The organism is Gottschalkia purinilytica, assembly GCF_001190785.1.
GTDB classification, from domain to species: domain Bacteria; phylum Bacillota; class Clostridia; order Tissierellales; family Gottschalkiaceae; genus Gottschalkia_A; species Gottschalkia_A purinilytica.
Genome location: NZ_LGSS01000018.1, coordinates 21,945 through 48,274, shown reverse-complemented (window position 1 = coordinate 48,274; position 26,330 = coordinate 21,945). Strand labels below are relative to the sequence as shown.

27 protein-coding genes are annotated in these 26,330 nt (G+C 29.0%); 4 read left to right on the top strand and 23 right to left on the bottom strand.

The window, feature by feature from the left end; genetic code table 11:
• Nucleotides 1–126: 126 nt before the first annotated feature.
• From CLPU_RS14205 to ymfI, 3 genes are all read left to right on the top strand, one after another.
• Entirely contained in the window at nt 127–3,159 is a 3,033-nt protein-coding gene (locus tag CLPU_RS14205; RefSeq protein WP_050356336.1) for an insulinase family protein, read from the top strand.
• A gap of 398 nt (nt 3,160–3,557) precedes the next feature.
• Nucleotides 3,558–3,944: an ACT domain-containing protein gene (locus tag CLPU_RS14200; protein WP_050356335.1), complete on the top strand. Its 387-nt coding sequence runs from the start codon at nt 3,558–3,560 to the stop codon at nt 3,942–3,944.
• Nucleotides 3,945–4,113: 169 nt separating this feature from the next.
• Nucleotides 4,114–4,854 carry an elongation factor P 5-aminopentanone reductase gene (gene ymfI, locus CLPU_RS14195; protein WP_050356334.1) on the top strand — a complete coding sequence of 247 codons (741 nt, stop codon included), beginning with the start codon at nt 4,114–4,116 and terminating at the stop codon, nt 4,852–4,854.
• On the opposite strand, the gene CLPU_RS14190 is transcribed toward ymfI, so the two are convergent.
• On the bottom strand, nt 4,851–5,243 hold the full coding sequence (locus CLPU_RS14190; RefSeq protein ID WP_050356333.1) for a YkvA family protein: 393 nt from the start codon (nt 5,241–5,243) through the stop codon (nt 4,851–4,853). The genes ymfI and CLPU_RS14190 overlap by 4 nt on opposite strands.
• 391 nt (nt 5,244–5,634) lie before the next feature.
• Between CLPU_RS14190 and CLPU_RS14185 the strand changes: the two genes are divergently transcribed.
• Nucleotides 5,635–6,234, top strand: a complete 600-nt coding sequence (locus tag CLPU_RS14185) for a DUF1062 domain-containing protein (RefSeq protein WP_050356332.1) — start codon at nt 5,635–5,637, stop codon at nt 6,232–6,234.
• A gap of 271 nt (nt 6,235–6,505) precedes the next feature.
• Here CLPU_RS14185 and CLPU_RS14180 read toward each other — a convergent pair whose 3' ends face one another.
• The 22 genes from CLPU_RS14180 to CLPU_RS14075 form a co-directional block, all read right to left on the bottom strand.
• Complete coding sequence (locus tag CLPU_RS14180) at nt 6,506–7,687, bottom strand: MFS transporter (RefSeq protein WP_050356331.1); 1,182 nt, start codon at nt 7,685–7,687, stop codon at nt 6,506–6,508.
• Nucleotides 7,687–8,646, bottom strand: a complete 960-nt coding sequence (locus CLPU_RS14175) for a methyltransferase domain-containing protein (RefSeq protein WP_050356330.1) — start codon at nt 8,644–8,646, stop codon at nt 7,687–7,689. The genes CLPU_RS14180 and CLPU_RS14175 overlap by 1 nt, the downstream gene beginning before the upstream one ends.
• 22 nt (nt 8,647–8,668) lie before the next feature.
• Nucleotides 8,669–10,012, bottom strand: coding sequence for an STM4012 family radical SAM protein (locus tag CLPU_RS14170; RefSeq protein WP_050356329.1), 1,344 nt, complete (start codon nt 10,010–10,012; stop codon nt 8,669–8,671).
• A 613-nt stretch (nt 10,013–10,625) separates the two neighbouring features.
• Nucleotides 10,626–11,945, bottom strand: a complete 1,320-nt coding sequence (gene hemL / locus CLPU_RS14165) for a glutamate-1-semialdehyde 2,1-aminomutase (protein ID WP_235436192.1) — start codon at nt 11,943–11,945, stop codon at nt 10,626–10,628.
• Between the two features lie 65 nt (nt 11,946–12,010).
• A complete protein-coding gene (gene hemB / locus CLPU_RS14160) occupies nt 12,011–12,979 on the bottom strand; it encodes a porphobilinogen synthase (RefSeq protein WP_050356328.1) in 969 nt (322 codons plus the stop codon).
• Nucleotides 12,980–13,044: 65 nt separating this feature from the next.
• Complete coding sequence (gene cobA / locus CLPU_RS14155) at nt 13,045–14,505, bottom strand: uroporphyrinogen-III C-methyltransferase (protein WP_050356327.1); 1,461 nt, start codon at nt 14,503–14,505, stop codon at nt 13,045–13,047.
• A gap of 9 nt (nt 14,506–14,514) precedes the next feature.
• On the bottom strand, nt 14,515–15,387 hold the full coding sequence (gene hemC, locus CLPU_RS14150) for a hydroxymethylbilane synthase (RefSeq protein WP_050356326.1): 873 nt from the start codon (nt 15,385–15,387) through the stop codon (nt 14,515–14,517).
• Nucleotides 15,388–15,434: 47 nt separating this feature from the next.
• Nucleotides 15,435–16,073, bottom strand: coding sequence for an NAD(P)-dependent oxidoreductase (locus CLPU_RS14145; protein ID WP_050356325.1), 639 nt, complete (start codon nt 16,071–16,073; stop codon nt 15,435–15,437).
• Nucleotides 16,040–17,227: a glutamyl-tRNA reductase gene (gene hemA, locus CLPU_RS14140; protein WP_050356324.1), complete on the bottom strand. Its 1,188-nt coding sequence runs from the start codon at nt 17,225–17,227 to the stop codon at nt 16,040–16,042. The genes CLPU_RS14145 and hemA overlap by 34 nt, the downstream gene beginning before the upstream one ends.
• Entirely contained in the window at nt 17,224–17,943 is a 720-nt protein-coding gene (gene cobK, locus CLPU_RS14135) for a precorrin-6A reductase (RefSeq protein WP_050356323.1), read from the bottom strand. Before cobK ends, hemA begins: the two co-directional genes overlap by 4 nt.
• Nucleotides 17,940–18,659, bottom strand: coding sequence for a precorrin-3B C(17)-methyltransferase (gene cobJ, locus CLPU_RS14130; protein WP_050356322.1), 720 nt, complete (start codon nt 18,657–18,659; stop codon nt 17,940–17,942). Before cobJ ends, cobK begins: the two co-directional genes overlap by 4 nt.
• Entirely contained in the window at nt 18,652–19,635 is a 984-nt protein-coding gene (cbiG, locus tag CLPU_RS14125) for a cobalt-precorrin 5A hydrolase (RefSeq protein ID WP_050356321.1), read from the bottom strand. The genes cobJ and cbiG overlap by 8 nt, the downstream gene beginning before the upstream one ends.
• Nucleotides 19,635–20,387, bottom strand: coding sequence for a precorrin-4 C(11)-methyltransferase (cobM, locus tag CLPU_RS14120; RefSeq protein ID WP_050356320.1), 753 nt, complete (start codon nt 20,385–20,387; stop codon nt 19,635–19,637). The genes cbiG and cobM overlap by 1 nt, the downstream gene beginning before the upstream one ends.
• The gene (cobI, locus tag CLPU_RS14115) at nt 20,388–21,044 is read right to left on the bottom strand and encodes a precorrin-2 C(20)-methyltransferase (RefSeq protein WP_050356319.1); all 657 of its coding nucleotides are present in this window, start codon (nt 21,042–21,044) and stop codon (nt 20,388–20,390) included.
• Nucleotides 21,041–21,595 carry a precorrin-6Y C5,15-methyltransferase (decarboxylating) subunit CbiT gene (gene cbiT, locus CLPU_RS14110; protein WP_050356318.1) on the bottom strand — a complete coding sequence of 185 codons (555 nt, stop codon included), beginning with the start codon at nt 21,593–21,595 and terminating at the stop codon, nt 21,041–21,043. The genes cobI and cbiT overlap by 4 nt, the downstream gene beginning before the upstream one ends.
• Entirely contained in the window at nt 21,582–22,178 is a 597-nt protein-coding gene (gene cbiE / locus CLPU_RS14105; RefSeq protein WP_200898606.1) for a precorrin-6y C5,15-methyltransferase (decarboxylating) subunit CbiE, read from the bottom strand. Before cbiE ends, cbiT begins: the two co-directional genes overlap by 14 nt.
• Nucleotides 22,175–23,266: a cobalt-precorrin-5B (C(1))-methyltransferase CbiD gene (gene cbiD / locus CLPU_RS14100; RefSeq protein ID WP_050356317.1), complete on the bottom strand. Its 1,092-nt coding sequence runs from the start codon at nt 23,264–23,266 to the stop codon at nt 22,175–22,177. The genes cbiE and cbiD overlap by 4 nt, the downstream gene beginning before the upstream one ends.
• Nucleotides 23,267–23,887, bottom strand: coding sequence for a precorrin-8X methylmutase (locus CLPU_RS14095; protein ID WP_097677581.1), 621 nt, complete (start codon nt 23,885–23,887; stop codon nt 23,267–23,269).
• A complete protein-coding gene (locus CLPU_RS14090) occupies nt 23,878–24,249 on the bottom strand; it encodes a sirohydrochlorin chelatase (protein WP_050356316.1) in 372 nt (123 codons plus the stop codon). The genes CLPU_RS14095 and CLPU_RS14090 overlap by 10 nt, the downstream gene beginning before the upstream one ends.
• A gap of 219 nt (nt 24,250–24,468) precedes the next feature.
• On the bottom strand, nt 24,469–25,176 hold the full coding sequence (locus CLPU_RS14085; RefSeq protein WP_082154253.1) for an energy-coupling factor transporter transmembrane component T family protein: 708 nt from the start codon (nt 25,174–25,176) through the stop codon (nt 24,469–24,471).
• A complete protein-coding gene (locus CLPU_RS14080; RefSeq protein ID WP_050356314.1) occupies nt 25,139–25,441 on the bottom strand; it encodes an energy-coupling factor ABC transporter substrate-binding protein in 303 nt (100 codons plus the stop codon). The genes CLPU_RS14085 and CLPU_RS14080 overlap by 38 nt, the downstream gene beginning before the upstream one ends.
• On the bottom strand, nt 25,431–26,162 hold the full coding sequence (locus tag CLPU_RS14075; protein WP_050356313.1) for an energy-coupling factor ABC transporter permease: 732 nt from the start codon (nt 26,160–26,162) through the stop codon (nt 25,431–25,433). The genes CLPU_RS14080 and CLPU_RS14075 overlap by 11 nt, the downstream gene beginning before the upstream one ends.
• Nucleotides 26,163–26,330: the final 168 nt, after the last annotated feature.

Sequence of the window (26,330 nt, the reverse complement as noted above, 5' to 3'; positions counted from 1 at the left end):
TACTATGTCTGATAACCAATCTTACAATTATGTAATATTAAACTGTATTGTAAATTATTTACATAGTATATATAATTGCTCTAACAGATATATATCTATTATATAAAACTATTAAGGAGGAGAAAAATGAAAAGAGTACATCAAAGTATCTTTAAAAGAGTAATATCAACCTTATTAATCTTTTTTAATCTCTTAATACTATTCCCATTTAACAGCCTAGCAACAAATGAAGATACACTTAAAGTAGGTGGTGTTTACTCAGGTTTTAAACTTATCTCTCAGAAAAATATTAATGAAATTGACTCCAATACTATGGTTTTTAATCATGAAAAGACTGGTGCTAGGCTTATTTTTTTGAAAAATAATGATACTAATAAAACTTTCTCAATTAATTTTAGAACTCCACCAAAAGATAACACTGGAGTTAATCACATAATTGAACATTCTGTATTAAATGGTTCAAAAAAATATCCTGTTAAGGATCCATTTTTACAAATGAATAAACAGTCTCTAAAGACATTTTTAAATGCATTTACTGCATCTGACTATACATCTTATCCTGTATCTAGCAAAAATGAAAAAGATTTTTTCAATCTAATGTCAGTTTATTTAGATGCTGTATTTTATCCAAACATATATGATAATCCATATATACTTATGCAAGAAGGATGGCGTCATGAACTTACTTCAAAAGATGCTCCACTTAAATATAATGGAATAGTATATAGTGAAATGAAAGGCGCATTGTCGTCACCTGAATCAGCTCTACACAGTACAATAAATGCTTCACTTTTTCCAAATAGTATTTACAAATGGAATTCTGGTGGTGATCCTGATAGTATTCCGAATCTTACAAAAGAACAATTTCTAAATACTCATAAAGAATATTATTCTCCATCAAACAGCTATATATATCTATATGGAAATCTTGATATATTAAAGTCACTTAAGTTTATAGATGAAGAATATTTAAATAATTTTGATAAAACAAATATTAATACAAGTATAAAACCACAAAAATCATTTACTAAAAAACAAATAGTAGTAGATAAATATCCTATTTCTAAAGGATCGTCTACAAAAAACAAAACATTTTTATCATTAAATTATGTAGTTGACACAGTAAAAAATAAAGAAGATATTTTAGGATTTGCAATACTTGATAAACTACTTTTTGGAACAGACAATTCTCCTCTTAAAAAAGCACTTATAGAAAATCAATTAGGTAATACTGCCTATAGTCAACTTGATGTTCAAAAGCTCCAACCAACATATAGTATAGTTGTATCGAACTCTGAAGAATCTAAAAAAGATAAATTCGAAAAAGTTATTAAAAAAACATTAAAAGAAATTGTTAAAAATGGTTTTGATAAAGAATCCTTAGATGCAGCTTTCAACTCATATGAAATATCTACAAGACTTGAAAATTCTGGTGCTTCAAGAGGAATAGGATATTCTGGCTCAGTTATGTTAGGATGGCTATATGATCAAGATCCTACACTATACCTTGAACATAACAAAGATATAAATAATATTAAGAAGAAAATAGAAAAGAAATATTTTGAAAACTTAATTGAAAAATATCTTTTAAATAATAAGCATTCTTCACTTGTAATACTAAAGCCAAGTCCAGGGCTTGAAGAATCTAAGAATACTGAGTTGAAGAAAAAACTTGAAGATTATAAGAAAAGTTTATCTCCTAAAGAGATTGAAAACTTAGTAACTCAAACTAATGAGTTTAAAAAATGGCAAGAAACACCTGATTCAGAGGAAGCTTTAAATTCTCTACCTTCACTTTCTATATCTGATATTAGTAAAAGCATAGAAAAGCTTCCAACAGTTGAACGTGAAATAGATAATATTAAGATTTTAGATCATTCATTATTTACAAATAACATCACATTCACTAATATGTATTTTGATAGTTCTGGTATTCCTCAAGATAAATTGCTATATCTACATCTATTGTCAGATATGCTTGGAAAAGTATCAACAGAAAAATATGATGAAAAGACTCTTTCAAAATTAGTATCAAGTAACACAGGAAGTATTAGATTCAATCCTAAAACCTTTTCAAAGTATAAAGGTAATGGAGAATATTATCCTAAACTAGCTGTTTCTCTAAACTCTCTTGATGAAAACTTATTAAAATCATTTGAACTAGTTGAAGAAATTATAAATAAAAGTAAGTTTGATAATAAACAAAATATTAAAAAATTGATTAATGAAAAGATATCAGAGCTTGAATCTGTAGTAAACAATTATACTCACTCTATAGCTTTATCACGCGCTATATCATATATAAGTGAAGAGGGTAAATATAACGATCTAAGTATAATTGAATACTACAACTTTCTACGTGATTTAAATAAAAACTACGATAGTAAATTTAATGATATACAAAAAAATCTTAATGAAGTATCTAATATAATTTTTAATAAAAACAACTTGATTGTAAGTTACACAGGTGATAAAGAAAATTACTCTAAATTTGAAAAATCATTTAAGTCTATATCATCAAAAATAAAAGATGGAAAATTTGAACCTCAAAAATATGAGTTTGATTATTCTACAAAAAATGAAGGTCTTACTTTATCATCAAAAGTACAAAACATAGCTAAAGTATATGATTTTACTAAATTGGGATATGACTATTCTGGAAAAATGAAAGTACTTAACAACATTCTAAATAATGACTACTTATGGCAAGAGGTAAGAGTTAAAGGAGGAGCCTATGGTGGTATGTTTGATATCGCACCTACTGGTCGACTAGTATTCTTGTCTTATAGAGATCCAAACTTAAAAGAAACTTTAAATGTATTTGACAAAGCACCTGACTATCTTAGAAATTTCAAAGCAAATGATAAAGACATGACAAATCATATAATAGGAACAATAGGTAATATAGATGCCCCACTTGATCCTAACCAAAAAGGATCAATAGCAGATATGTATTATATAAGTAATATAACAGATGAAGATTTACAAAAAGAACGTGATGAAATACTTAATACTAAATCTGAAGATATAGTAAGTTATACTGATATGATAGAAAAAGCTATGAAAGAAAATTACTACTGTGTAGTAGGAAGTGAATCTAAAATAAATGAAAATAAAGATTTATTTAATTCTGTTAAAAGTGCTGTGAATAATGAATAGTTTATAACTTTATATAAATATTAATTTATTAATAAGGAGAGTACAGCAAAATACTCTCCTTATTTCTACGTCTATAGTGTAGATTAAATTATATTTTTATAATGATCATCACTACTACATTAATAATATTTAATATTAATTATTATTTGATATCATATTCCTTTATCCATGTATAGTCTTCATTTTGGAATTAAAATTATAAAATTTCTTTCTATGATAATTTTTATAACTATGTTCTAATATATTTTATAATATATAGATAAATAGCTTTTCTATACTTATTTATCTAATCACTATATTTTAGAAGAAGTCTGTACTCATTTTATGTTTTATTAAATTATATTTTTTAGGTTTGGCTTCTTATTTTTAATATCTTTACTAAATGGGAGATGAAAAAAATGAATCAGCATAAATTAAAAATGAAATTATTAAAAGGAAGTTTTGGAATATGTAGATTAGACTCTAATAGTTCTATTCCTAATTGGATAGACTATGAAAAATTCTTATCAATAACAAAGACTGATGATGAATTATCTATAGTTTGTTCTGAAGATGGTATACCTAATAACATAAAATGTGAAAAAAATTGGAATGTAATTAAAGTTGAAGGTCCTTTAGACTTCTCTTTAATAGGAATTCTTTCTTCAATAAGTACAATATTATCCAAAGAAAATATAAGCATATTTGCAATTTCTACATATGATACAGACTATATCCTTGTAAAGAATAAAGACCTGCAAAAATCAATAGATGCACTAAATAAACAAGGATATGAGTTTGTATAGAAAAAATGTGTTAACTAAAGTCTTTATTTAAATTCTATATTTTTAGTTCTATTGATTTATTAAAATTAACATATGTAAACTATAGCATAAGGAAGAAAACATAGAGTATAATAATTTTATAAACTTTAAAAACTTATGATAAAAGAACACAAAGGAGTGTATTTTTAAAATGGCTAGTCTAAAAACTGTTCTTGTAACTGGTGCTTCAAAAGGAATAGGACAAGCGACAGCAGATCTTCTTGCTCATGAAGGATATAATGTTATAATCAACTTTAATAAATCAGAAAAAGAAGCTTTATCTTTATATAATAAATTAAAGAACAAAGGACTATCTGTAAGAATTTATAAAGCAAATGTTTCTAAAAAAAATGAAGTTAAAGATATGATAGATTTTTGTATCAAAGAATTTGGAACTATTGATATACTCATAAACAATGCAGGAATATCTCAAGAAAAGCTATTTGTAGATATAACTGATGAAGATTGGGATAATATGATAAACACTAATCTTAAAAGCGTTTTTTACTGCACTCAAGAAGTCTTAAAACATATGATTAGTAAAAAGAGAGGTAAAATTATCAATATTTCTTCTATATGGGGAATGATTGGAGCTTCATGTGAAGCTCATTATTCTGCTGCGAAAGCTGGAGTAATTGGTCTTACTAAAGCCTTAGCTAAAGAGATGGGACCATCTAATATTCAAATTAACTGCATTACGCCTGGTGTTATTCAAACAGGAATGTTAGATTCATACAATCAAAATGAATTAAATGTACTTAGAGAAAATACACCATTAATGAAATTGGGAAGTCCTAAAGATATTGCAAATTGTGTACTTTTTCTAGTATCTAATCGTGCGGATTTTATAACTGGACAAGTAATTAGTCCTAATGGAGGATTTGTGGTTTAATCTATTTTATCATTTACCTCTTCTAATTCTGAATCATCATAATTTCCAAACCAGTCTCTCAATTTGTTCTTAGCTTTTTGTTTGACATCATCATCTACATACATAGCAGCAGTTGTTAAAGCTACTCCTAATGCTCCAAAATCATCAGTGAATCCAACCATAGGTATAATATCTGGTATAGCATCTATTGGAGTTATAAAGTATCCTAAAGCACCAATTATCGTTAATCTAACTTTTACTGGTACTTCAGGTTTTTGTAAAACATAGTAAAGTAATAAAGCACAGTATATAACTTTTTTACCTGCTTTTTTAGAAAATTTTTTAAATTTTTCCCAAAGGGATTTTTCTGAATAGTTGTTAGAATATTTATCATCAAGTGGCTGTTGCATCTAACTTTCCTCTCTATAATAATATAGTAATTTATATTCTATACTATAGCTGCTTAAAAGCTTTTATAGCTATGAAATGTATTATACCGTATATTAGTTAATTTTATTAAAATAAAAATTCTAGAAAGTATTTTTTATCCTTGAAAAGTATACAAAGGATAATAAGGAAACAAAAAAATAGTGATTAACTTTCGAAATGAGCCAATACATTTTTATTACTGCATTGGCTCAATTTCTTTTACTAACTATCTTTAAGGTTTAGATTTGTATGCCCAGATGCTACAATTTAAGTAGAAAAAATGCTAGATTAGGAGTGAATATGATGAAAAAGATTTGTGAAAATCCACCTGTTATCTTTCCTATTAAATTCTAATAGGAAGGAGTAATTTTCATGCAAAAGGTAACTTGGGATATACAGTATATATCCTCACCACCTGCAATTAAGTATTGTAAAAAGTGTAGTAAAAAGACAGAGTACCTTTGCTCCGGATTGTTCCGTATAAATGCACAACGCAAGTATTTAGATATATGGTTAATCTATAAATGTTCAGATTGTGATTCTACTTGGAATATGACTATCTACTCTCGTATCAGTCCTAAAAGTATTGCGCCTGAAATATTAGATGAGTTCCATAACAACAATGAAGAACTTGCCAAAAAATATGCTATGGATACAGAGTTAATGCGCAAGAATGGAGTCGAAGTTGGGCTTCCAAAGTATAAAATACTAGGAACCAATGTTAACTTCAATACTCCTACAGAATTGCATATAAAAAGCTCTTATCCATCTCGGCTTAAAGTATCTTCTTTGCTACGGGAAAAAATGAATTTGTCTCAAAGTGATTTTGAACAGATGATAACCATTGGATCAATTCGAAGTACTAACGGACTTGATTTAAAAAAATGCAGATTACAAGCAGATGTTATATTGATTATTGAAAATGTACAATTGAAAGTCAAACCACTTTTACATAATCATTGTAAAAATTGATGTTCAGTATAATACCAATATAATTAATAATATTTATAAAAAAATAAATAAAATAGGACTTACTTTTGTAAAGTAAGTCCTTGATTCATTTTTTAATAAAACGCTGATTAATAAATCTATTGCACATTATACTCACTTTTCATAAGACTATTATTTTTCATATATCTCTGTGCCCATGGGCAATTAACCAAACATTTTAAACAGGCAATGTAGCAGTGATACACATCAACTATTAAATCTCTATTCATATCTGGTTCCCAAACTATTAATATTATTCTTCTCTTTTTATTTCTAACGTATCATAATCAAAATTTTCTAATTTTTCATCTATTTTTATAGTACCTATAATAGATATAAGTATACTTATTGGTACAATATAAAATGATAAATAAGTACCTATAAGATCGTTTAACTGACCTATTAAAAAGTTGAAAATCATATTAATTGTTGATGCAAGCATCAGTATTGTTCCTAGTATATAAGAAGTATTTGTCTTAAATACATTATTTATTGTAGCTACAAAGGTCGGAAAAACTATAGAAAAAAACAATCCAGAAACTGATATTAAAATAGTTAGTTCTCTTTTACCTAATATACCTATCATTAACAATATAAAAGATACAGTTAAAGAAGCTAAAATAGATTTAAAATTCCCTAATTTATCTACTATAAATCCTCCCAAGAGTCTCCCTATTGTGAAAAGGAAGAAAAATATTGAAAGATAAAGTGATCCTTTACTTATAGTAAATCCATATGTCTCTGTTACAAGATTTACAAGCCAAGTAGATATTGCTACCTCACTACCAACATAAAACCCTATAGAAATTATATACAATATAGTTAATCTATTTGTTATTACATTTTCAAATTTTAGTTTCTCTTTTTTCTCTTCAAATGATATATCAGGAAACTTTGAAACTACAACTCCAGCAAGTAATATAGCAAAAGCTACACCACTCATTAAGTAAAATTGTCTCCAAACAACCCCTTTTTCCATCATGGTTCCAATAAATCTTTGTCCTATTATGGCTCCTACACCGTAGCAAAAGTGAGTTATGTTCATAATAATTGCTTGATGATTAGTGAATATGGCTGGCAACATAGTATTTGCACTCATACTAATTAGTCCAATACCACCATTAAAAAAGAACATAAAAATTAAGAGAACAATATATGTCTTAGAAAAGTATATTGATATGAATGAAATAATACACATCAATATACTTATTAAATAGACTTTTTTATGTTCTAGCTTTTGAATCAGTATACCCCCTATATATTGAAACAAAATATATCCTATAGTAGATAGTATAATCACATAACCAACTTGTCCATTATTTATATTAAATTCTGATTTAAATGAAGGGATAAAAAGCCCCTTCATATTATCTGTAAATCCCATAAATATCATGGATATCCACGCGAGTATAGCTGGTATCACAGCTTTTATCATTATGCCCCTTCTTTAACTAATCTACTTGGTTCAGTATTATAAATATACTTTCCTCTTAGTTCATCATTAATAAATTGAAATCCATAATTTCCATAAAATAAATCTCTTAGAACATATTTAGACTCTATATAATCATTACATCCTACCATATTGCCTTTAAAATCTATCTCATCTATTAATATTGGTTTACCTATATCTTCAATTAAGTCTTTTTCATTAATTCCTATTTCTACCTCATCAAATCTTTCCCTTGTTAAACTTGAATCCTCAACATAAAGAGACTTTAAATTATATTTAGGTACGTCTTTACCTTTACAAGCAATAAGTTTTTCAATAGGGTGAACATGTACTGGTATGTTAGGATGTTTGTCCCATTTTACATACATATCATAACGGAATATATTCCAGTCTTGATAAAATTCTTTTAATTCCTCTGGTTCAAATGAAAATTTATATCCAGCAGATACTATCTCATCTAATGCTGGGTACTCATCACTAAATATAAATAGTGTATATATATTAAATCCTCCGTCTACTGTACTTTCTTTAAGTACGTTTAATAATGACTTCCACTGTTCATTCGTAAGATAGTATAGAACTCCATGAGCCATAATCAAGTCATATTTCCCACTTATTCCTAGAGTTTCGATTTTTGAAAGATCTCCAACACGAGCATCAACATCTAATCCCAAATCTTTACTAGCAAGCTTGATTTTTTCTACAGCATGCTCTGAGTGATCAATACAAGTAACTTTACAACCATTTTGAGCTAAGTATATAGAATTTCTACCTTCTCCACATCCTAAGTCTAAGACTCTTGCTCCCTTAGGTAGGAATGGTAGTATTTCATAAATCTCAACACTAGGGCCACCCATTGTAGATACACTTTTATCTCTATATCCTTTTTCCCAAAACGCTCCAAAAGTCTCATCTTCATACCATTCTTTTACTTTTTCCATTTTTATCCCCCTTATCACCTAACTATTTAGCAACATAAGCTTCTTCGAGACTCATCATTATATCTGAATAAAATAATCTTCCTATTATACTACTATATTTGAATCCTTTTCTACTTAATAAAATATTTTCTTTTTCATCTATAGTAACGCAACATTCTGCCTTAAGTGCTTCAATTTCTTCATTAAAATCTTGCATTAAACTCGTGTCAAATTTTTCTTTTAACTTTGTATTATTTAATTTGTTAACAAGTAAATTTAATATGATATATCTTCTCATTTCTTCTTCCTCTTCTAAAAATATCCCATGTAACTTACCTTCTAACTGATTCCAACTAGTATCAATAAAATCTTGTATAATTTTCATCTTGTTATTATTCATTACAGCATAATCAGTACTATAGTGGAAGTTTTTAATATAACTTCTAGCACCTGCACCTAGCCCTATTAAAGGTATTCCTTCAAAGTCATATATTTCTTGAGCATAACTATCTTTATTAAACTTAGTAAATCTTGTTAAACTTTCTTGTCTGTATCCTTCACTTTCTAACAAGTCTACATTAAAATCATATATATCATACTTTTCTTGATTTTCAATAAATTCCCCAATTTCTTTTCTTTTGTCAATTCCTGATAAAGGTCTAAATACAATTGGATACAACGATATAGTTTCTGGTTCAAAACTTAATATAGTTCTTAAAGTATCCTCCCATTTATCTCTGGTTTGATTTTCCAAACCGTAGATTAAATCAATATTAAAGTTTTCAAATCCAACCTTTTTAATATTATTCATAGCACGTATTGAAGTAAGATAACTATGTCTTCTTCCTGTCTTTTCAAGTTCATCAGGATCTAGTGTCTGAATTCCCATACTAACTCTATTAACACCTAGCTTTTTCAAACTTTCTAATTTCTCTACAGTCATTGTTTCAGGTGATCCTTCTACAGATATTTCTATATCACTTCCTATTTTAGGAAATTTCTCATATATTGCTTTAAATATTAATTGAAGTTGTTCTTCACTGAGAATTGTAGGAGTTCCTCCTCCAAAATAAATAGAAGTAACCTCTAAATGAGATGCTAAGTTAGAATACATTTCTATTTGTTTAATTAAAGCAGAAATATAATTGTCAATCAACATATCATTTTGCTCGCTGGTCATAAGTAATGTACAATAACTACATTTGTAATTGCAGAATGGAATATGTATATAAAGATTAGTTTTCCCCTCTGTCTTACTCCAAAAGTCTACTAAATCAAAATTCTCTTCTATGGTTGAATATGTCCTTTTTGAAGGATATCCATAGATATACGTAGGCATTTCCCCTGAATTTATAGATTCTCTTAATTCCTTTAAAACATTACTCATGTTTTTTCCCCCTTTTGCTTATATTAACTTTATATTTAAAATAAAAAGTCATATCAATGTTATATAAAATGTCACCTCTAACCCTAACTACCTGTAAAATAAAGTACATGACGTCTATAGAGTTAAATCTCATAGGGATTAATAATATAATACTTATGTATTTTACATTTAATCAACTATACTTTACCCAATTTACAAATTAAAGTAATTTTTAACATATTATTACTTAGGTTATAAAGAATCTAACATATCTTTCATTTATTGTCAATTTATAATTTTAAATATTAAATTTTATTAACATTGCCATTAATGTATAAATTTGTAAATATAGAAATATTTTTAATACTAAATGACCTGCTTTATGGTTCATAATTAATTGTAATTTGTATCAAATTGATTACTAAATTTTTCAAGTTAAATCCCAACGTTTATATATTGAATAAATTTTTGTCATCTAAAACTTCATAAAAAATAGTGAACCATATGGTTCACTATTTGATAAAAGAAACTATGTTAAACTTATTAGTTCTCATTCAATATATTGATTTAAATCTTAATAGTTATATTTAATTACTTATCTTTATAATTTATATATAAATTAGGCTTGTGTTAACTACATCTTTCTCATAATATCTAAAAACTTATCTATATCTCCTTCAGTATGTTTAACTGATAAAAACATAGCTTCAAACTGTGATGGTGACATGTATATTCCATTACTTATCATATGTTTGAAGAACTTAGCATAAAGGTCTGTATCACATTTTTTAGCATCATCATAATTTTTAACTTTTCCTTCTTCATTAAAGAATATAGTCATCATTGACTTAAATCTATTAACTACAATAGGTAGTCCCTTTTCTTTTGCTATTTCTTCTACTCCTTTTTGAAGTTTTATAGCAAGATTTTCTATATAGTCATAATACGAAGGATTCTCGTATAACTTTTTAACAGTAGCATATCCTGCCGACATAACTATAGGATTACCAGACATTGTTCCTGCTTGATATACAGGGCCTACTGGTGAAAGATACTCCATTATGTCTCTTCTTCCACCATAAGCACCGCACGGAAGTCCTCCTCCCATTATTTTAGCCATTGTAATTAAATCAGGATTTATTCCATATATACTTTGTGCTCCCTTATAAGCTACTCTAAATCCGGTCATAACTTCATCAAATATTAATAACGCACCATACTTTTTACAAAGATTATCTAACTCTCTTAAAAATTCAGGTTCACTTGGAACTACACCCATGTTTCCTGAAACAGGTTCTATTATAACTCCTGCTATTTCTTCTCCATATTTCTCAAATATATATCTTATATTTTCTATATCATTAAACTGAGCTACAATAGTGTTCTTAATAATTTCCTCTGGAACTCCCTTGCTTCCTGGTATTCCTTCCGTAAGCACACCTGAACCTGCACTTACAAGAAATCCATCAAAATGTCCATGATAACATCCAGCAAATTTAACTATTTTATTTCTTCCTGTAAATCCTCTTGCAAGTCTAGCTGCACTCATAGTTGCTTCTGTTCCTGAGTTAACCATTCTAACCATTTCCATATTATCAACTGTAGTACATATGTGTTTTGCTAGTTTTAGTTCAAGTTCTGTTGTTCCTCCAAATGCTATTGCATTTTCTGCTGTAGATTTTATAGCATCTACCACATCTTTATCACAATGTCCAAGTATCATAGGACCCCATGCACCAACAAGGTCTAAATATTTATTATCATCTTCATCGTAAAGATATGCTCCTTCTCCTTTTTTAATAACAGGTGGTGTTACATCTACATCTTTATACGCTCTAACAGGACTATTTACTCCTCCTGGCATATAGTTTTTTGACTCATTAAATATCTCTATATTTTTCATCTTATTATTCATTGGACAAAGTATTAAGATTTTAGTCCAATCAATACTCACCTCCAAAATATCTTTAGCGTAGTTATTTTATTTTTGATTATCTTTATATTCTATTATAAATATAACTACATATCTTTAAGCCATTTACAAGCATCTAGAGCAAAGTAAGTTATGATGATGTCTGCCCCTGCTCTTTTTATAGATGTTAGTATTTCAAGTGCTATTTGTTTTTCATCTATAAGTCCCATTTTCCCAGCAGCTTTAACCATAGAATATTCTCCACTTACATTATAAGCCACTATAGGATGATCAAATTTATCTCTTGCCCATCTTATAACATCAAGATATGATAATGCCGGTTTCACCATTATAATATCTGCACCCTCTATTATGTCATCTTCTATTTCTCTCATAGCTTGTCTTATATTTCCTGGATCCATTTGATAAGTCTTTCTATCTCCAAACTGTGGAGACGAACCTGCTGCTTCTCTAAAAGGACCATAAAATGCAGAGGCATATTTAGCACTATATGCTAATATTGATACATTTTCAAATCCATTTTCATCTAGTATTTCTCTTATAGCCATTACTCTTCCATCCATCATATCAGATGGTGCTACCATATCTGCTCCTGCTTTAGCATGTGATAATGCTATTTTTTGAAGATATTCTAACGTCTCATCATTGTTAATTATTCCGTTTTCTATGACGCCACAGTGTCCATGGTCTGTATATTGGCACATGCATACATCTGTTATTATGAACAAATCTGGAGCCAATTCTCTTATTTTTCTTATTGCTTTTTGAACTATTCCATTTTCATCAAATGCTGATGAAGCTATGCCATCTTTTTCATCTGGTACTCCAAACAAAAGTACTCCTTTTATCTTAGCCTCAACTACGTCTTTTATAACTCCTTCTAAATTATCTAAAGAATAGTGATATACTTCTGGAAGTGCTTCTATTTCTCTTTTTATATTTTCTCCTTCAACAACAAATATCGGATATATAAAGTCATTAGGATTTAATACAGTTTCTTTTACTAAATCCCTTATACCCTGTGTTGTTCTTAGTCTTCTATGTCTTGTAAACATTCTTATTCTCCTCTACTTATAAATTAAACGTCTAGAATGTGCTTTAAATATATCAGAGTTTGTCTTTATTTTATCTCTAGTAGTTTTCTAACTAGTCCCTCAGTTGTATATTCATCACTTACATATGAATCTATATTCCATTTATCTAGCTCTTTTCTTGTTATAGGACCTATAGATATAACTTTTTTGTCTTTTATATCTTCTATTCCTATCATACTTATAAGGTTCTTAACAGTAGATGGACTAGTAAATAATATAATATCTACATCTTTTATGATCTCTTTATCATGGATAGTTCCTTCTACTATCTCATATATGTTTACTTCATCTACCATACATCCTTCATCAGTTAAAACTTCATAAAGATATGGTCTAGCATTTTTAGATCTAGGTAACAATATTTTATCTTCTTTTTTAACATGTTTTTTTAGCTCTTCAAATAAACTCTCTGCTACAAACTTTTCTGATATAATCTCAGGTATTATTCCCCTTTCTTTTATAGCTTCGAATGTCTTTGGTCCTATAGCTGCAAACTTTCCTTTAATGTTTCTTACATCACAATTAATATCTTTTAATCTATCGAAAAAAATATTAACACCATTAACACTAGTTAAGACTATATAGTCATACTCATTAAGTTTTGATTTATATCTATCTAAACTTTCAGAAGTATTAACTACTTTAAGTGTATTTATTTCTGTAACTTCTGCTCCCAAGTCTGTTAGCTTTTCTCTTAGCTCTCCTGCTTGCTCTTTAGAACGAGTAACACATACATTCATTCCAAACAGTGGTTTATTCTCATACCAAGCTAACTTTTCATGAAAGTCTACTACTTCACCTATTACTATTATACATGGTGATTCTAACTTATTTTCTTTGACTTTTTCATAAATATTTTCTAAGTTTCCTATAACTTTCCTTTGCTTTGAAGTAGTCCCTCTCATTATAACTCCACATGGAGTATTCTTATCTTTACCGTATTTCATAAGATTTTTAACTATACTTGGTAAATTTTCAAGCCCCATAAGAAAAATAAGAGTACCCTCTGTTTTCGCAGCTGATTCCCAATTCATATTTAATTTTTCTGCACTTTTCCCTGTATATACATGAAAACTTTGAGCTATTTTCCTATGTGTAGTAGGTATTCCTCCATAGTTTAAAACTGATATTGGAGAAGTAATTCCTGGTATAACTTCAAATTCTATACCTTCCTCATGTAGTCTTAATGCCTCTTCTCCACCACGTCCAAATACATATGGGTCTCCCCCTTTTATCCTACCTACTGTATATCCTTTCTTGGCAAATGATACTAACATATCATTTATTTCTTCTTGAGTTTTATAGTGACTTCCTGGTCTTTTTCCACAGTAGTATATTTCACAGTCCTTATTTACATGCCTTAGTATACTATCATTTGCTAATCTATCATATAAAATAACGTCACACTTTTTTAATATCCTAATTGCTTTCAAAGTAATTAATTCTTCATCTCCAGGTCCAGCACCTATAAGATAAACTTTTCCCATATAGACCTCCTAGTCATTTAATATCTTATTTGCTAAGTATTCTCCTAGCTTTATGTGATCTTCTTTTTTACCACTTATATCTTTTTTAATAAGTTTTCCATTTCGTTCAAATACACCTATTATATTTATATAATTTCCATCTAGTTCTGCATATGCTCCTATTGGTATATGACATCCTCCGTTAAGTGTCCTCATAAAACTTCTTTCTGCTTCTATACATATTCTAGTATTTTCACAGTCTATTTTTTTGAAAGTATCCTTATAAATGCTATCCACTAAAGTTTCAAAACCCAAAGCCCCTTGTCCTACTGCTGGGACAAATTCATCTGGTGTAAAATAGTTTGTTATCATATCTTCCATTCCTAATCTTTTAAGACCAGCAGATGCTAATAATACTCCATCTAAACCTTCTGTATCTATTTTACTTATTCTAGTTTGTATATTTCCCCTTATAGGAACTACTTCTATATCTGGTCTTAAAATATTTATTTGGCTTTTTCTTCTTAAGCTACTTGTCCCAACTTTAGCTCCTTTAGGTAAATCATAAAAGCTAACTCCATTTAACGATACAAACACATCTCTTGCATCCTCTCTTTCTGGAATAGCTACTATTTCAAATCCACTAGGCATTTCAAATGGAACATCTTTCATGCTATGCACCGCTCCGTGAGCATTTCCTAACTGTATCGCATTTTCTATATCCTTTACAAACACACCTTTTCCACCTATTTTATCTATAGTGACATCTAATCTTTTATCTCCAAGTGTCTGTATAAGTAATTTTTCGCATTCTATATTACATTTTTCTTTTAACATGTTAATAACTGTATCTGCTTGAGCCTGTGCCAATTTACTCCTACGAGTTGCTATCTTAAGATTCAATACTATTACCTCCATAAATCTTTATTTATACTTAATAAAGTACAATTTCATTCAGATGGATAGAACATTTCAAGTATTAATTTGTGTTTTCCTTTACTATAAAAAAAATAGAAATCATCTGTATTTATGAAGTTCATTATTTCATACTTGAGATTTCTATTATCTATTTTATTCCTAGTATCACATACAAATTCTATAAAGTCATCATATTTGCTTAAGTTTTCTTTCATTTTTTCTGCTAAGAATACAGATGTTTTAGGACTACCTGACTTTGTATGAATTGAGAACATAGTTTTCTCAGTACATCTTTGAGTAGGTGTTACAAATAGTCCATCTTTGAAATCTGATGTAGTTAAATATATCTTATAAAGACTATCACAGTCCTTTTTTATTCTCTCATTTAGTTTCATATCATCAGTAGCAATTATTATGATATGTTTATCTAGTATATATTCTCTCTCATAGCTTGATTTAATGAGGTCTATGTTTTCTTTATTTTTTACCTCCTCAAATTTATTATCAAACTTCTTCGAAAGTACAGATACATTACATCCTCTATCTAAAAAAGATTTTGCTTTTATAAATCCACTTTTTCCTCCACCAACTATAAGTACCTTGGTCTTATTTGATATAAGAGATATAAAAGCATAACCTAATAAAATATCTTCTCTATTATTCTTAGGCATTCTTCTCCCCTGCCCTCTAAATATTCTTCTTTCAACACTTCTATGGCCTTATTTATATAGGCATTTGATGTACTTTTAAGCATTATCTCTACTAGTTTCTCATTATCTTTAGTCTCTTTCTTGTTCTTAAAAGTAGTATATCTACTTTTGTATATATCTTCTCCTTTATCCTTTATCTTTACTATATAAGGAGTTATTTGTCTTATAGTCTGCCAATTTAAAAATTCGTTTATATGCTCATCTATAATATATCTGTTCTTATTCATTACTACTTTTCTTTTAGAGTGATTTTCATCATTTATATGACCTATCTTATCTATATCATACACTTCTACATTGCTAAGATCATATACATCTTCATCTACATCTCTAGGTACAGCAAGGTCAAATATAAGCATTTCTTTATTTGGTAAATCTTCTTTAGCTATAACAGTATGAGGTGCAGATGTACAAGATATTATACAATCTACGTATTTATAATAATCTGCTCTATCTTTAAAATTAATTATTTTTACCTTTTCATTTTTTATATCTACATTATCTTTATCTCTAACTACTATATATAATTTCTCATAGTCCCCTGAAAGGATATATTTAGAAGTAAGACTTCCAACCTCACCAAACCCTAATATCATAAAATTTTTTATTCCTCTTTTTCTACCTTCATTCACAACTATAGATGAAGATGATACTGGCACTTTATAAAGTTGAGACTTAAATCTAAATTTTTTTCCACAAGATATAGCTATTTGAAATAACCTTGAAAGTTCACTCCTTATAGTTCTAGATTTTAATGAAATATCATAAGCATTTTTAACTTGACCTAAGATCTGTTCTTCTCCGAATATTATTGAATCAAATCCACACACTACATTCATTAAATGCTCTATAGCCTTATTTTCTTTTAGATAAAAAGTATGTTCTACTAGGTTCTTATCCCATCCTAGTTTTGCAAATATTTCATCTATAATACGATCATCTTCATATGGAGAGTTAAAATAAATTTCCGTTCTATTACAAGTACTTAATATGACTACTTCGTCACAAACTTCTCTTAAACTATCAAGTGATCTTTCTAGCCTTTTACTTATTATAGATAGTTTCTCCCTTATATTTAGTTCAACATTATGACGAACTCCTATTAATTGTATCATTTTATCATCTCCACTAACTCCTCAATATCATGTACTCCATTTTCATCTTCCCTGCCTATTATAATTGGTTTTATTTGAGCTTTTAAGCAAGCAGATATTTTACTATGAGTTCCACCTATATCTCCACTATCCTTCATAACAACATAATCTGAATTAAATTCTTTAAACATAGACATATTAAATTCTTCTGAAAAAGGTCCTACACATGCTACTATATCTTTCATATTAATATTATTTATTATACATTCTTCTATACTAAATTTAGATGGTAATACACGATATATAAATCTATTTTTACCTCTAACTTTTTCAAAATCTTTTATATTTTTTATTCCCGTAGTAAAAAATACACATCCATCTACACTTTTTAGAAATTCACAACATTCTTGTATATTATTAAAGTATGTCACTCCATCTATATAAGTTTTTTCTCTAACATATCTAATATACTTTATATTACATTCTTTAGAAGCTGATCTCGCATTTGAAGTAGCTTCTATTGCATAAGGGTGAGACATATCTATTATGATATCTATATTTCTTTCTTTTATAAATTTTATCATATCTTCATAATTAAGTCTTGATACTATTACATTGTCATTATTTAACATTTCTTTTCCTGCATATGTTGCAACTGTAACCACATATTTTACTTTTTCTTCCATCTTATTTATTAGATATGATGTCTCTTTTGTCCCACCTATTATCCAAATCAAATTTTATAACCTCTAGGAGTAACTATACATCCATCTTTAATACTACTTTGGCTATTACCTATTATTACTACAGTCATCATATCTATAATGTCAAAATCAATATTTTCTAGTGTAGTAATTACTCTTTCATTTCCTTTCCGCCCAGAATGCTTAACTATTCCTACAGGTGTATCTTTGCTTTTATACTTTGATATGATTTCAACAGCTTTTTCTATATGTTTTACTCTGCCTTTACTTTTTGGGTTATATATTGATATTACAAAATCCCCTTGAGCCGCTGTTTCTATTCTTTTTTCTATAACTTCCCAAGGAGTTAAAAGATCACTTAAACTTATTGTACAAAAGTCATGCATAATAGGAGCTCCAAGTTCTGAAGCTGCACTAAACGCTGCTGTAATCCCAGGTACTACTTCAACTTCTATATCTTCAGCTAATTCAAGTATAGGACCTGCCATACCGTAAAGTCCAGCATCACCTGTACTTATTATACAAGTGTTAAGTCCTTCCTTAACCTTTTCTATAGCCATATTACATCTTTGTATTTCACCTTTCATACCTGTCTTTATGATTTCTTTGTTTTCTATAAAATCCTTTATAAGCTCTATATAATAAGTATATCCTACTATAGCATCACATTTTTTTATAGTATCTATAGCTTTTAATGTCATATGTTCTTTTCCACCAGGGCCTATCCCTATAACATACAGTTTAGCCATTTTCACTCCTCCTTGAAACTGCAACAGTTACTCCATTTAGAGCTGTTTTTTTAACTATAATTTCTCCACCTAAAAGATATGCACAAGGTTCACATACTGAAGTCACACCAACATTTGATAATACAAAGTTACTTTCAGTAAATTTAGACTGTACCTTTTCTATATCTTCTTTAGAAAATATCTTCATGTCACACTTTAACTCTCTTGAAGCTTCTATAATACCTTTTTCATCTTTCTTTATATCTATAGTCCCTATTGATTTTATAGAGTTAAGGCTTAAGTTATTTTCATGAAATACTTTATGTACAGCTTTAAGTATTTCTTCTTTACTTTTTCCTTTTCTGCAACCTATACCTAAGTAAAGATTCTTAGGCCTTAGAATACATATTGGTTTATTGTACTTTATTTTTTCATTTGAACTAATCATTATAAGTCCATCTTCATTATCTTCTACTATATTAGGATAGTTCAAATTAACATTAACTTCTGATAATAACTTTATATTCTTTCCTTCTACCATCATGGAAGTTAAAATTTTAGCCTGTTCCATATCTTCTATTTTAAGACCATATCTTTTAGCAAATACATCAACTGCATCTATTCCTCTACCATCTGACGCAGTAGTAACTATAGGTAGTGCTTTCAATACATTACTAACTTCTACTGCTAGTTCATTTGCTCCCCCTATATGTCCTGATAAAAGACTTATTGAATATTTTCCAACATCATCTACTACTACTACAGCTGGATCTCTTGTCTTATCTTTTACATAAGGAGCTATCATTCTAACTGCTATTCCAGTAGAAGATACAAATATAATACCTTCATAAGAGTTAAATATCTCTTTAATATGATTTTTTATTTTATCATCAAATGTTTCTTTGTTAATTTCTATAACATCATGCTTTAAATTCTTTTGAAGCTTATAAGAGATCTTTTGACCACTTGAAGTAAAACTTATACAAGCTAGTTTCATTATTTTCCCTCTCTAAACCCATGTGTAAACTCAGGATGATAAAGTAACGAACGTTCATATTCTCCTTCTATAAAGTTTCCAACTAAAATCTGTGAAAAGTTTTTTATTCCTTCTTTCTTTACCTTTTCACTGATGTCTTTAAGAGTTCCTCTTACTATTTTTTGTTCTGGCCATGTAGCTTTATATACTACTGCTACTGGAATATCACTACTTCCATAACCTTTTTCTAACTTTTCTACAACTTTATCTATATCTTGGACTGATAAAAATATAGCCATTGAACATTTATGGGAAGCTAGTCTCTCTAAGTCTTCATCTTCTGGAACTGGAGTTCTTCCTTCCATTCTAGTTACTATTACAGTTTGACTTACATTTGGAAGTGTAAACTCTCTTTTTAATGCACTACAACTTGCAGTAAAAGAGCTTACCCCTGGTACAACTTCATAGCTTATATTATGCCTATCAAGGTATTCCATTTGTTCTCTTATAGCTCCGTATATAGTAGGATCTCCTGTATGAAGTCTTACAACTTTTTTCCCTTTAGATATAGCTTTCATAGCAACATCTATTACTTCTTCAAGGGTCATTAAGGCACTATTGTGTATTTCGCAATCTTTTTTGCAAAACTTAAGATGTTCATTCCAAACAAGAGAACCAGCATATATAACTACATCTGCTTCTTCTAGTAATTTTCTTCCCTTTATAGTTATCAAGTCTACATCTCCAGGTCCAGCCCCTACAAAGTAAAACATCTATTTTCTCCTCCCTATTATAAGCGACATATAGTCATTCTCTTTTAGGATTTCTTCTTTATCATATAATATTTTTTCTTCTTCTTGAGTACATCTCTTTACATATGTATAACTGAATCCTTCTTTTTCTAATTTTGAAATAATATCTTCTTTATGCTTATTAGCCTTTAATATACATATGCTATCTACTTTTTTTAATATTTCTTCATCTACTTCTCCATCACATAAATAAAAGCTTTCATCCTTTAAGGTGAGTGGAGTGTTAAGTCTACTTGCACTAGCCCCAAATGATGTTATACCTGGGATAGTTTCTATATCCATATCATAGTTTTTAAGTTCCAACATTAAGTACATGTATGTACTATATGTCATAGGATCTCCTAATGTTAGAAATACAGCTTGTTGTTCTTCTCCTAGAATATCATCTATCTGACTTGCAACTTTCTTATATCTTTGTTTATTATCTTCTCCCATAGGAAATTCAAGTTCTATAATAGTTTTGTCTTCTATATATTCTGATACTATTGACCCTGCCGTACTCTTTCCCTTACTTTTAGGCATAAGTACATAGTCACTACTTCTTATAGCATTATATCCTTTTAAAGTTATAAGCTCTTTATCTCCAGGTCCTATTCCTACACCATAAAATTTTCTCAAGATTTTCTCCCCCTAACTATAAATATAGGATTTTGAGATTTTAAAAGTCCAGTTCTTTTATCAACCATTGAAGCCTGTATAAGTCTGGTTTCAATATCTTGATATCCTTTTTCTTTTAAAAGAGTTTGAAATCTGTATAAATTAGATAATGTTATGAAGTTTCCAGCTACTATTCCACCTTCTGATATTCTTAATGTAACTTCATCAACAATATCTTTTAATTTTTTTCCACTTCCACCTATAAAACATTTATTGAAATAAGGGACTTTATCAATTCCCGATGGTGCTATGTCATTTATGACATTAACACTTGTCCCAAATTTCTCAGCATTTTTATTTATAAGGTCAATACCTTCCTCTTCCTTCTCTATAGCATAAACATTTGCCCCTTGAAGTCCTGCTTCTATAGATATAGAGCCTGTCCCAGCCCCTATATCTAAAAAAGTATCTCCTTCTTCTATTTCAAGAAGACCTATTGTAATAAGCCTTACTTCAAACTTAGTCATAGGTATATTTCCTCTTATAAATTCTTCGTCTTTAATCCATTTCATTTTCTACCACCACCACTGCTAAAGAAGTATCTTCTCCTACTTCCTCTCCTATATTCACCATAACTATTTTTTCATTCTCATAAGATAAGTTAAATCCTACATATAACTTTCCTTTTAAGCCTTTTTCCTTTAACATCTTAGAAATGCTATTTGGAGTATTCCTACTATCTGTAAGTATAAATGACTTCTCACTTTTTAAAATCTTTTCTATACCTTCGTCTCTTCCATGAAGACTTACAAACGTACAGTCTTGCCAACTTTTTTTTACTTTCGCCATCATATATTGAAGTGATGATATTCCTGGTATGACTTTGTCTATATTTATTTCCTTTCGTTTTAGATAATCTAATATTCCAAAGAAGCATGGGTCACCAGATGCTAATATGACTAAATTCTCATCTTTTTTTGTAAATTCATTTATCTCATCTACTCTTTTTATACTTATAACATTACTATTAAATTCTTTAGCAGTATTTGATATTCTTCCAAATGACACTATCTTGGTTGCACCTTTTAGAATGTCAACTGCCTCTAATGTAAGACTCTTTATATCACCTGGTCCCATTCCTACTAAATAAATCATAGCATCCTCCTGTTACTTAATAACACCCCATAGTCCATAGAGTACATCACTACATCTATGTCAAACTCTTCATCTTTCAGATATCTCTTAATCCTATCAATACACCCTTTTGTCATATCACCTATAACTTTTTCATATCCATTTTCTATTATTATTTTAAGAGCCTCTTCTGATGTTAGACATTCATTTAACTTTAAAATAAGCTCCCTTGGTGCATTATTCATAGCAAGATAATATATAAATGATTCTATTCTAACATCACATGTTTTACTGTGAGTATTAAACACACCTATAGAAAGCTTACAAAACTTCCCTATATGTCCTACAAGAGTAATTTTCTCAAAGCCCTTATTATAGCAGTACAAAAGTGAATCTCCTATAAAATTAGATATTTTAACACCATCATCTTTTATACTTAGCTGTTCAGCTATTTTTTCTCCATAATTTCCAGGATATAACCCTATACTTCTTTTTCCACTGTCATATATATTATCTATTTCAAGGTATATACTCTTTTTAAGTGCATCTTCTGACATAGGTTCAACTATGCCTTTCGTACCTATTATAGATATTCCATCCTCTATACCTATATTAGAATTAAATGTCTTTTTACCAATCTCAACACCCATAGGTGAATATATTAAAATATCTAATCCTTGTTCTGTTACTTGAGAGACTTCTTTTGCTATCATTTTTCTAGGAACAGGATTTATAGCACTTTCTCCTGCTTTTCCCCAGAATCCATCTCTAGTTATCCTTCCTATTCCTATGCCACCACTAATAACTATATCTCTATCATTTCTTCTACTTACCTTCGCGAACACTTCTATGCCATCTGTACTATCTGGATCATCTCCAGCATCTTTTACTATACAACATTCCGCAAAGTCTTGTCCTATATTAGGCTTTTCAACTTCTAATTTTAAAGTTATTCCTGCTGGAGTATCTATCTCAATATATCTAGGAATCTCTCCAGTTAAGAGACCTATTGTTGCAGCCTTAGCAGCGCCAGTAGCGCAACTTCCGGTAGTATATCCACACCTTAATTTCTTTCCTTCTTTAATAACATACATGTCTAATTTTTTCATTTATCTTCCCACCGCCATGTATAAAAGTGCATTAACTATAGCTGCTGCAACATTACTTCCTCCTTTAGTTCCTTTAGTTGTAATAGTAGGTATATTAAATTCTCTTATATATTCCTTCGACTCACTTGCCCCTACAAAGCCTACAGGTACACCTATTATAAGTTTCGGTGAAACTTTTCCTTCATTTATAAGCTCACCTATTCTGAACAATGCTGTTGGAGCATTCCCTATAACAAATATATCTACTCCTTCTTGTAATGCAAAATCCATTGCAGCCATTGAACGTGTAATCTCTTTTTCCTTAGCCATTTTAAATACTTCTTCTCTAGCTATATAATTATCCATAGTACAGTTAGCCTTACTCAAAGCCCCTTTATTAATACCTGAGAAAGCCATCTTCGTATCAGTAACAATTCTACATCCTGACTTTATAGCTTCTATCCCTACTTCTATAGGATTGTTTTTAAACATAACTATATTTTGATAGTCAAAATCTCCTGTAGTATGAATTGTTCTCTGAACAACTTTAAGTTCCTGTTCTGTAAAGTTATGTTCATTCATTCCATCATTTATAATATCGAAGCTTTTATTCTCTATTGACATAGGATCTTTTATATACACTTTGCTTCACCTTCTGCTCTTTCTTTTAATATATCTATTAAACCCTCATGATATCCTATAGGATCTGCTACTGAAATTTTAATGTCTTCGTGCTTTTCTTTAGCTTTTTTTAATATTTCAGGTATATCTTCTTTTATATGAATACCTGGGAATAAGAAGTAAGGTAATATAGTGAAGTCTTTTACTCCTTCTTCATACATTCTCTCTATAGTTTCTGGTATATATGGCTTTGATAATTCCATAAAACAACCTTCTACTTTTGATCCTTCTAACTTATTTTTTAATCCTTCTACCACCTTAAAAAATATTTCTCCTGCATCTCCTGCTCTACTTCCGTGTCCTATTACTATTAATCCTTTCATGTATATTCTCCTTTCGTAAGTTAGTTTTTATTTTTATCTACTCATCATTGCATCATCATGAATACATTATTATTCGTATTTTAATTTTTTCACGTATAAATATTTTAGTTATCTATTAGCTTTATAATATAATTTTTAGATTAAAAATAATCATTAAATGATTAAATGATAACAAGTTATTTATAAGTATATATCTCACTCCAGAATATTTAACGTATATTAAAAATTGGCGTAAAATATAGATGTTACTAATATTATATTGTATAAGCATATACCAAGAAATCTTTTACCTGAAAATTTATAATCTCTTTCCATATATACAGTTTTTCCGCTATATCCTCTACTATCTATAGAATCTTTTATTTCTTTCCATCTGTTTAGTATATTTATAAAAAGTATTCCTAATATCTTACCAATATTTTTTATCTTATAACCAACAGAATTAAGCCCTAATCTAGATTCCATAGCTTTAGTTATTATAAAATATTCGTCTTCTACTAAAATTAAAAATCTTATCATATTTTTAGCTATATCATTTATCTCTCTAACCCCTTTTATATTTGAAGTTAAGTAAAAGACATCTTCCATCGGAGTCGTTATCACAAATGAAAATATACATAACACTCCTGATAAGCTTTTTAATATTAAAATAACTGTGTGCTTTATGCCATAGTCAAATACAACAGTTATGGAAGTAAGTAAAGAAAATATAAATATTCCTTTTACAAACTTTATTAATATATGTTTTGGACTTTCAATTATCATATTGAGAACAATCATTACAGCTATATTAAGTAATACTGGCATTGTGAGATCCCTCACAAATGCCAGTATTACAATTGGAAATAAAAATAATATAATCTTTTCTATAGGATGTACCTTTGATAGCTTATTGACTTTCGAAAGATTTATTATCGTTCTTAGCATTCTTCTTTACACCTATATAATAGCCTATCACCATTCCACCTATAGCAGCTTGTAGTGCAAATAATGCACTTTCTATTTCTCCAGAAGGTGGTTCCCATATATGCTCAAACCAAGGCTCAAAGTCTTTGTTTGATTCTAATATATGTTCTTCTGCTAAAGCATCTGCACCTTCTAAATCTCCTGTTCTCGAACCTATTACAAGTGAACTTCCAACTACCAAAACTAAAGCTAATATTAATAATATATTTGTTCTCTTATTTTCCATAGAATACCTCACCCCTAAGAGCATCTAATTCAGTCTTAGAATATTTTTCAATAACATTAAACATTAAGACTGTAAGTATTCCTTCTGCTATTGCAAGTGGTATTTGAGTTACTGCAAATATTGACATGAATTTAGTCCATGCACCTAATATACCTCCTGTTTTAGAAGGCATCGCAATAGCAAGTTGCGTAGCTGTTACCATGTAAGTTATAAGATTTCCAAGTGCTGAAGCAAAGAATATTCCTAGTTTCTTGTTCTTAAAACACTTGTAAACCAAATATGAAACAATAGGACCTACTACTGCCATTGAAAATGTATTTGCCCCTAATGTAGTCAAGCCACCATGTGCTAAAAACAAAGCTTGAAATAAAAGTACGATAAGACCTATGATTGTCATTACAAAAGGACCTAGTGTTATAGCTCCAAAACCTATACCTGTTGGATGTGAGCTACTACCTGTAAATGAGGGAAGTTTTAATGCTGAAAGAATAAAACAATATGCTCCTGCAAGTGATATAAAAAGTTTCATATCTTTAGTTATGTTAGCCTTTTTTCTAATATCTTTAATACCTAGATATGTAAAAGGTAAACACAGTAAGAAGTATGATAAACTCCATGCAGGTGGTAAAAAACCTTCTGCTATATGCATAGCATAAGCAAATTTGGGTATAAAGATTAATACGAGTAAACTATATAAAATTTTGTTTATTCTTTTTCCCAAAGTAACACCTCCTAGTAAATGCTTTAAAACAGAAAAGACTCTTGCCAAACGGCAAGAGTCTTTTTATGTTTATATTTATATAAGTATATTCATAATCTTAACCTAGTAGTTTCAAAAAATTGCCTTTAACTTATGTACTAGATTAAATATAACTGTACAAATATTACA

Bases quoted from the DNA above. Each gene is read 5' to 3' on its own strand.
- CLPU_RS14205 (WP_050356336.1), top strand. From the start codon at position 127: ATGAAAAGAGTACATCAAAGTATCTTTAAAAGAGTAATATCAACCTTA.
- CLPU_RS14200 (WP_050356335.1), top strand. From the start codon at position 3,558: ATGAATCAGCATAAATTAAAAATGAAATTATTAAAAGGAAGTTTTGGA.
- ymfI (WP_050356334.1), top strand. From the start codon at position 4,114: ATGGCTAGTCTAAAAACTGTTCTTGTAACTGGTGCTTCAAAAGGAATA.
- CLPU_RS14190 (WP_050356333.1), bottom strand. From the start codon at position 5,243: ATGCAACAGCCACTTGATGATAAATATTCTAACAACTATTCAGAAAAA.
- CLPU_RS14185 (WP_050356332.1), top strand. From the start codon at position 5,635: ATGCAAAAGGTAACTTGGGATATACAGTATATATCCTCACCACCTGCA.
- CLPU_RS14180 (WP_050356331.1), bottom strand. From the start codon at position 7,687: ATGATAAAAGCTGTGATACCAGCTATACTCGCGTGGATATCCATGATA.
- CLPU_RS14175 (WP_050356330.1), bottom strand. From the start codon at position 8,646: ATGGAAAAAGTAAAAGAATGGTATGAAGATGAGACTTTTGGAGCGTTT.
- CLPU_RS14170 (WP_050356329.1), bottom strand. From the start codon at position 10,012: ATGAGTAATGTTTTAAAGGAATTAAGAGAATCTATAAATTCAGGGGAA.
- hemB (WP_050356328.1), bottom strand. From the start codon at position 12,979: ATGTTTACAAGACATAGAAGACTAAGAACAACACAGGGTATAAGGGAT.
- cobA (WP_050356327.1), bottom strand. From the start codon at position 14,505: ATGGGAAAAGTTTATCTTATAGGTGCTGGACCTGGAGATGAAGAATTA.
- CLPU_RS14145 (WP_050356325.1), bottom strand. From the start codon at position 16,073: ATGCCTAAGAATAATAGAGAAGATATTTTATTAGGTTATGCTTTTATA.
- hemA (WP_050356324.1), bottom strand. From the start codon at position 17,227: ATGATACAATTAATAGGAGTTCGTCATAATGTTGAACTAAATATAAGG.
- cobJ (WP_050356322.1), bottom strand. From the start codon at position 18,659: ATGGCTAAACTGTATGTTATAGGGATAGGCCCTGGTGGAAAAGAACAT.
- cbiG (WP_050356321.1), bottom strand. From the start codon at position 19,635: ATGAAACTAGCTTGTATAAGTTTTACTTCAAGTGGTCAAAAGATCTCT.
- cobM (WP_050356320.1), bottom strand. From the start codon at position 20,387: ATGTTTTACTTTGTAGGGGCTGGACCTGGAGATGTAGACTTGATAACT.
- cbiT (WP_050356318.1), bottom strand. From the start codon at position 21,595: ATGAAATGGATTAAAGACGAAGAATTTATAAGAGGAAATATACCTATG.
- cbiE (WP_200898606.1), bottom strand. From the start codon at position 22,178: ATGATTTATTTAGTAGGAATGGGACCAGGTGATATAAAGAGTCTTACA.
- cbiD (WP_050356317.1), bottom strand. From the start codon at position 23,266: ATGAAAAAATTAGACATGTATGTTATTAAAGAAGGAAAGAAATTAAGG.
- CLPU_RS14090 (WP_050356316.1), bottom strand. From the start codon at position 24,249: ATGAAAGGATTAATAGTAATAGGACACGGAAGTAGAGCAGGAGATGCA.
- CLPU_RS14085 (WP_082154253.1), bottom strand. From the start codon at position 25,176: ATGCTAAGAACGATAATAAATCTTTCGAAAGTCAATAAGCTATCAAAG.
- CLPU_RS14080 (WP_050356314.1), bottom strand. From the start codon at position 25,441: ATGGAAAATAAGAGAACAAATATATTATTAATATTAGCTTTAGTTTTG.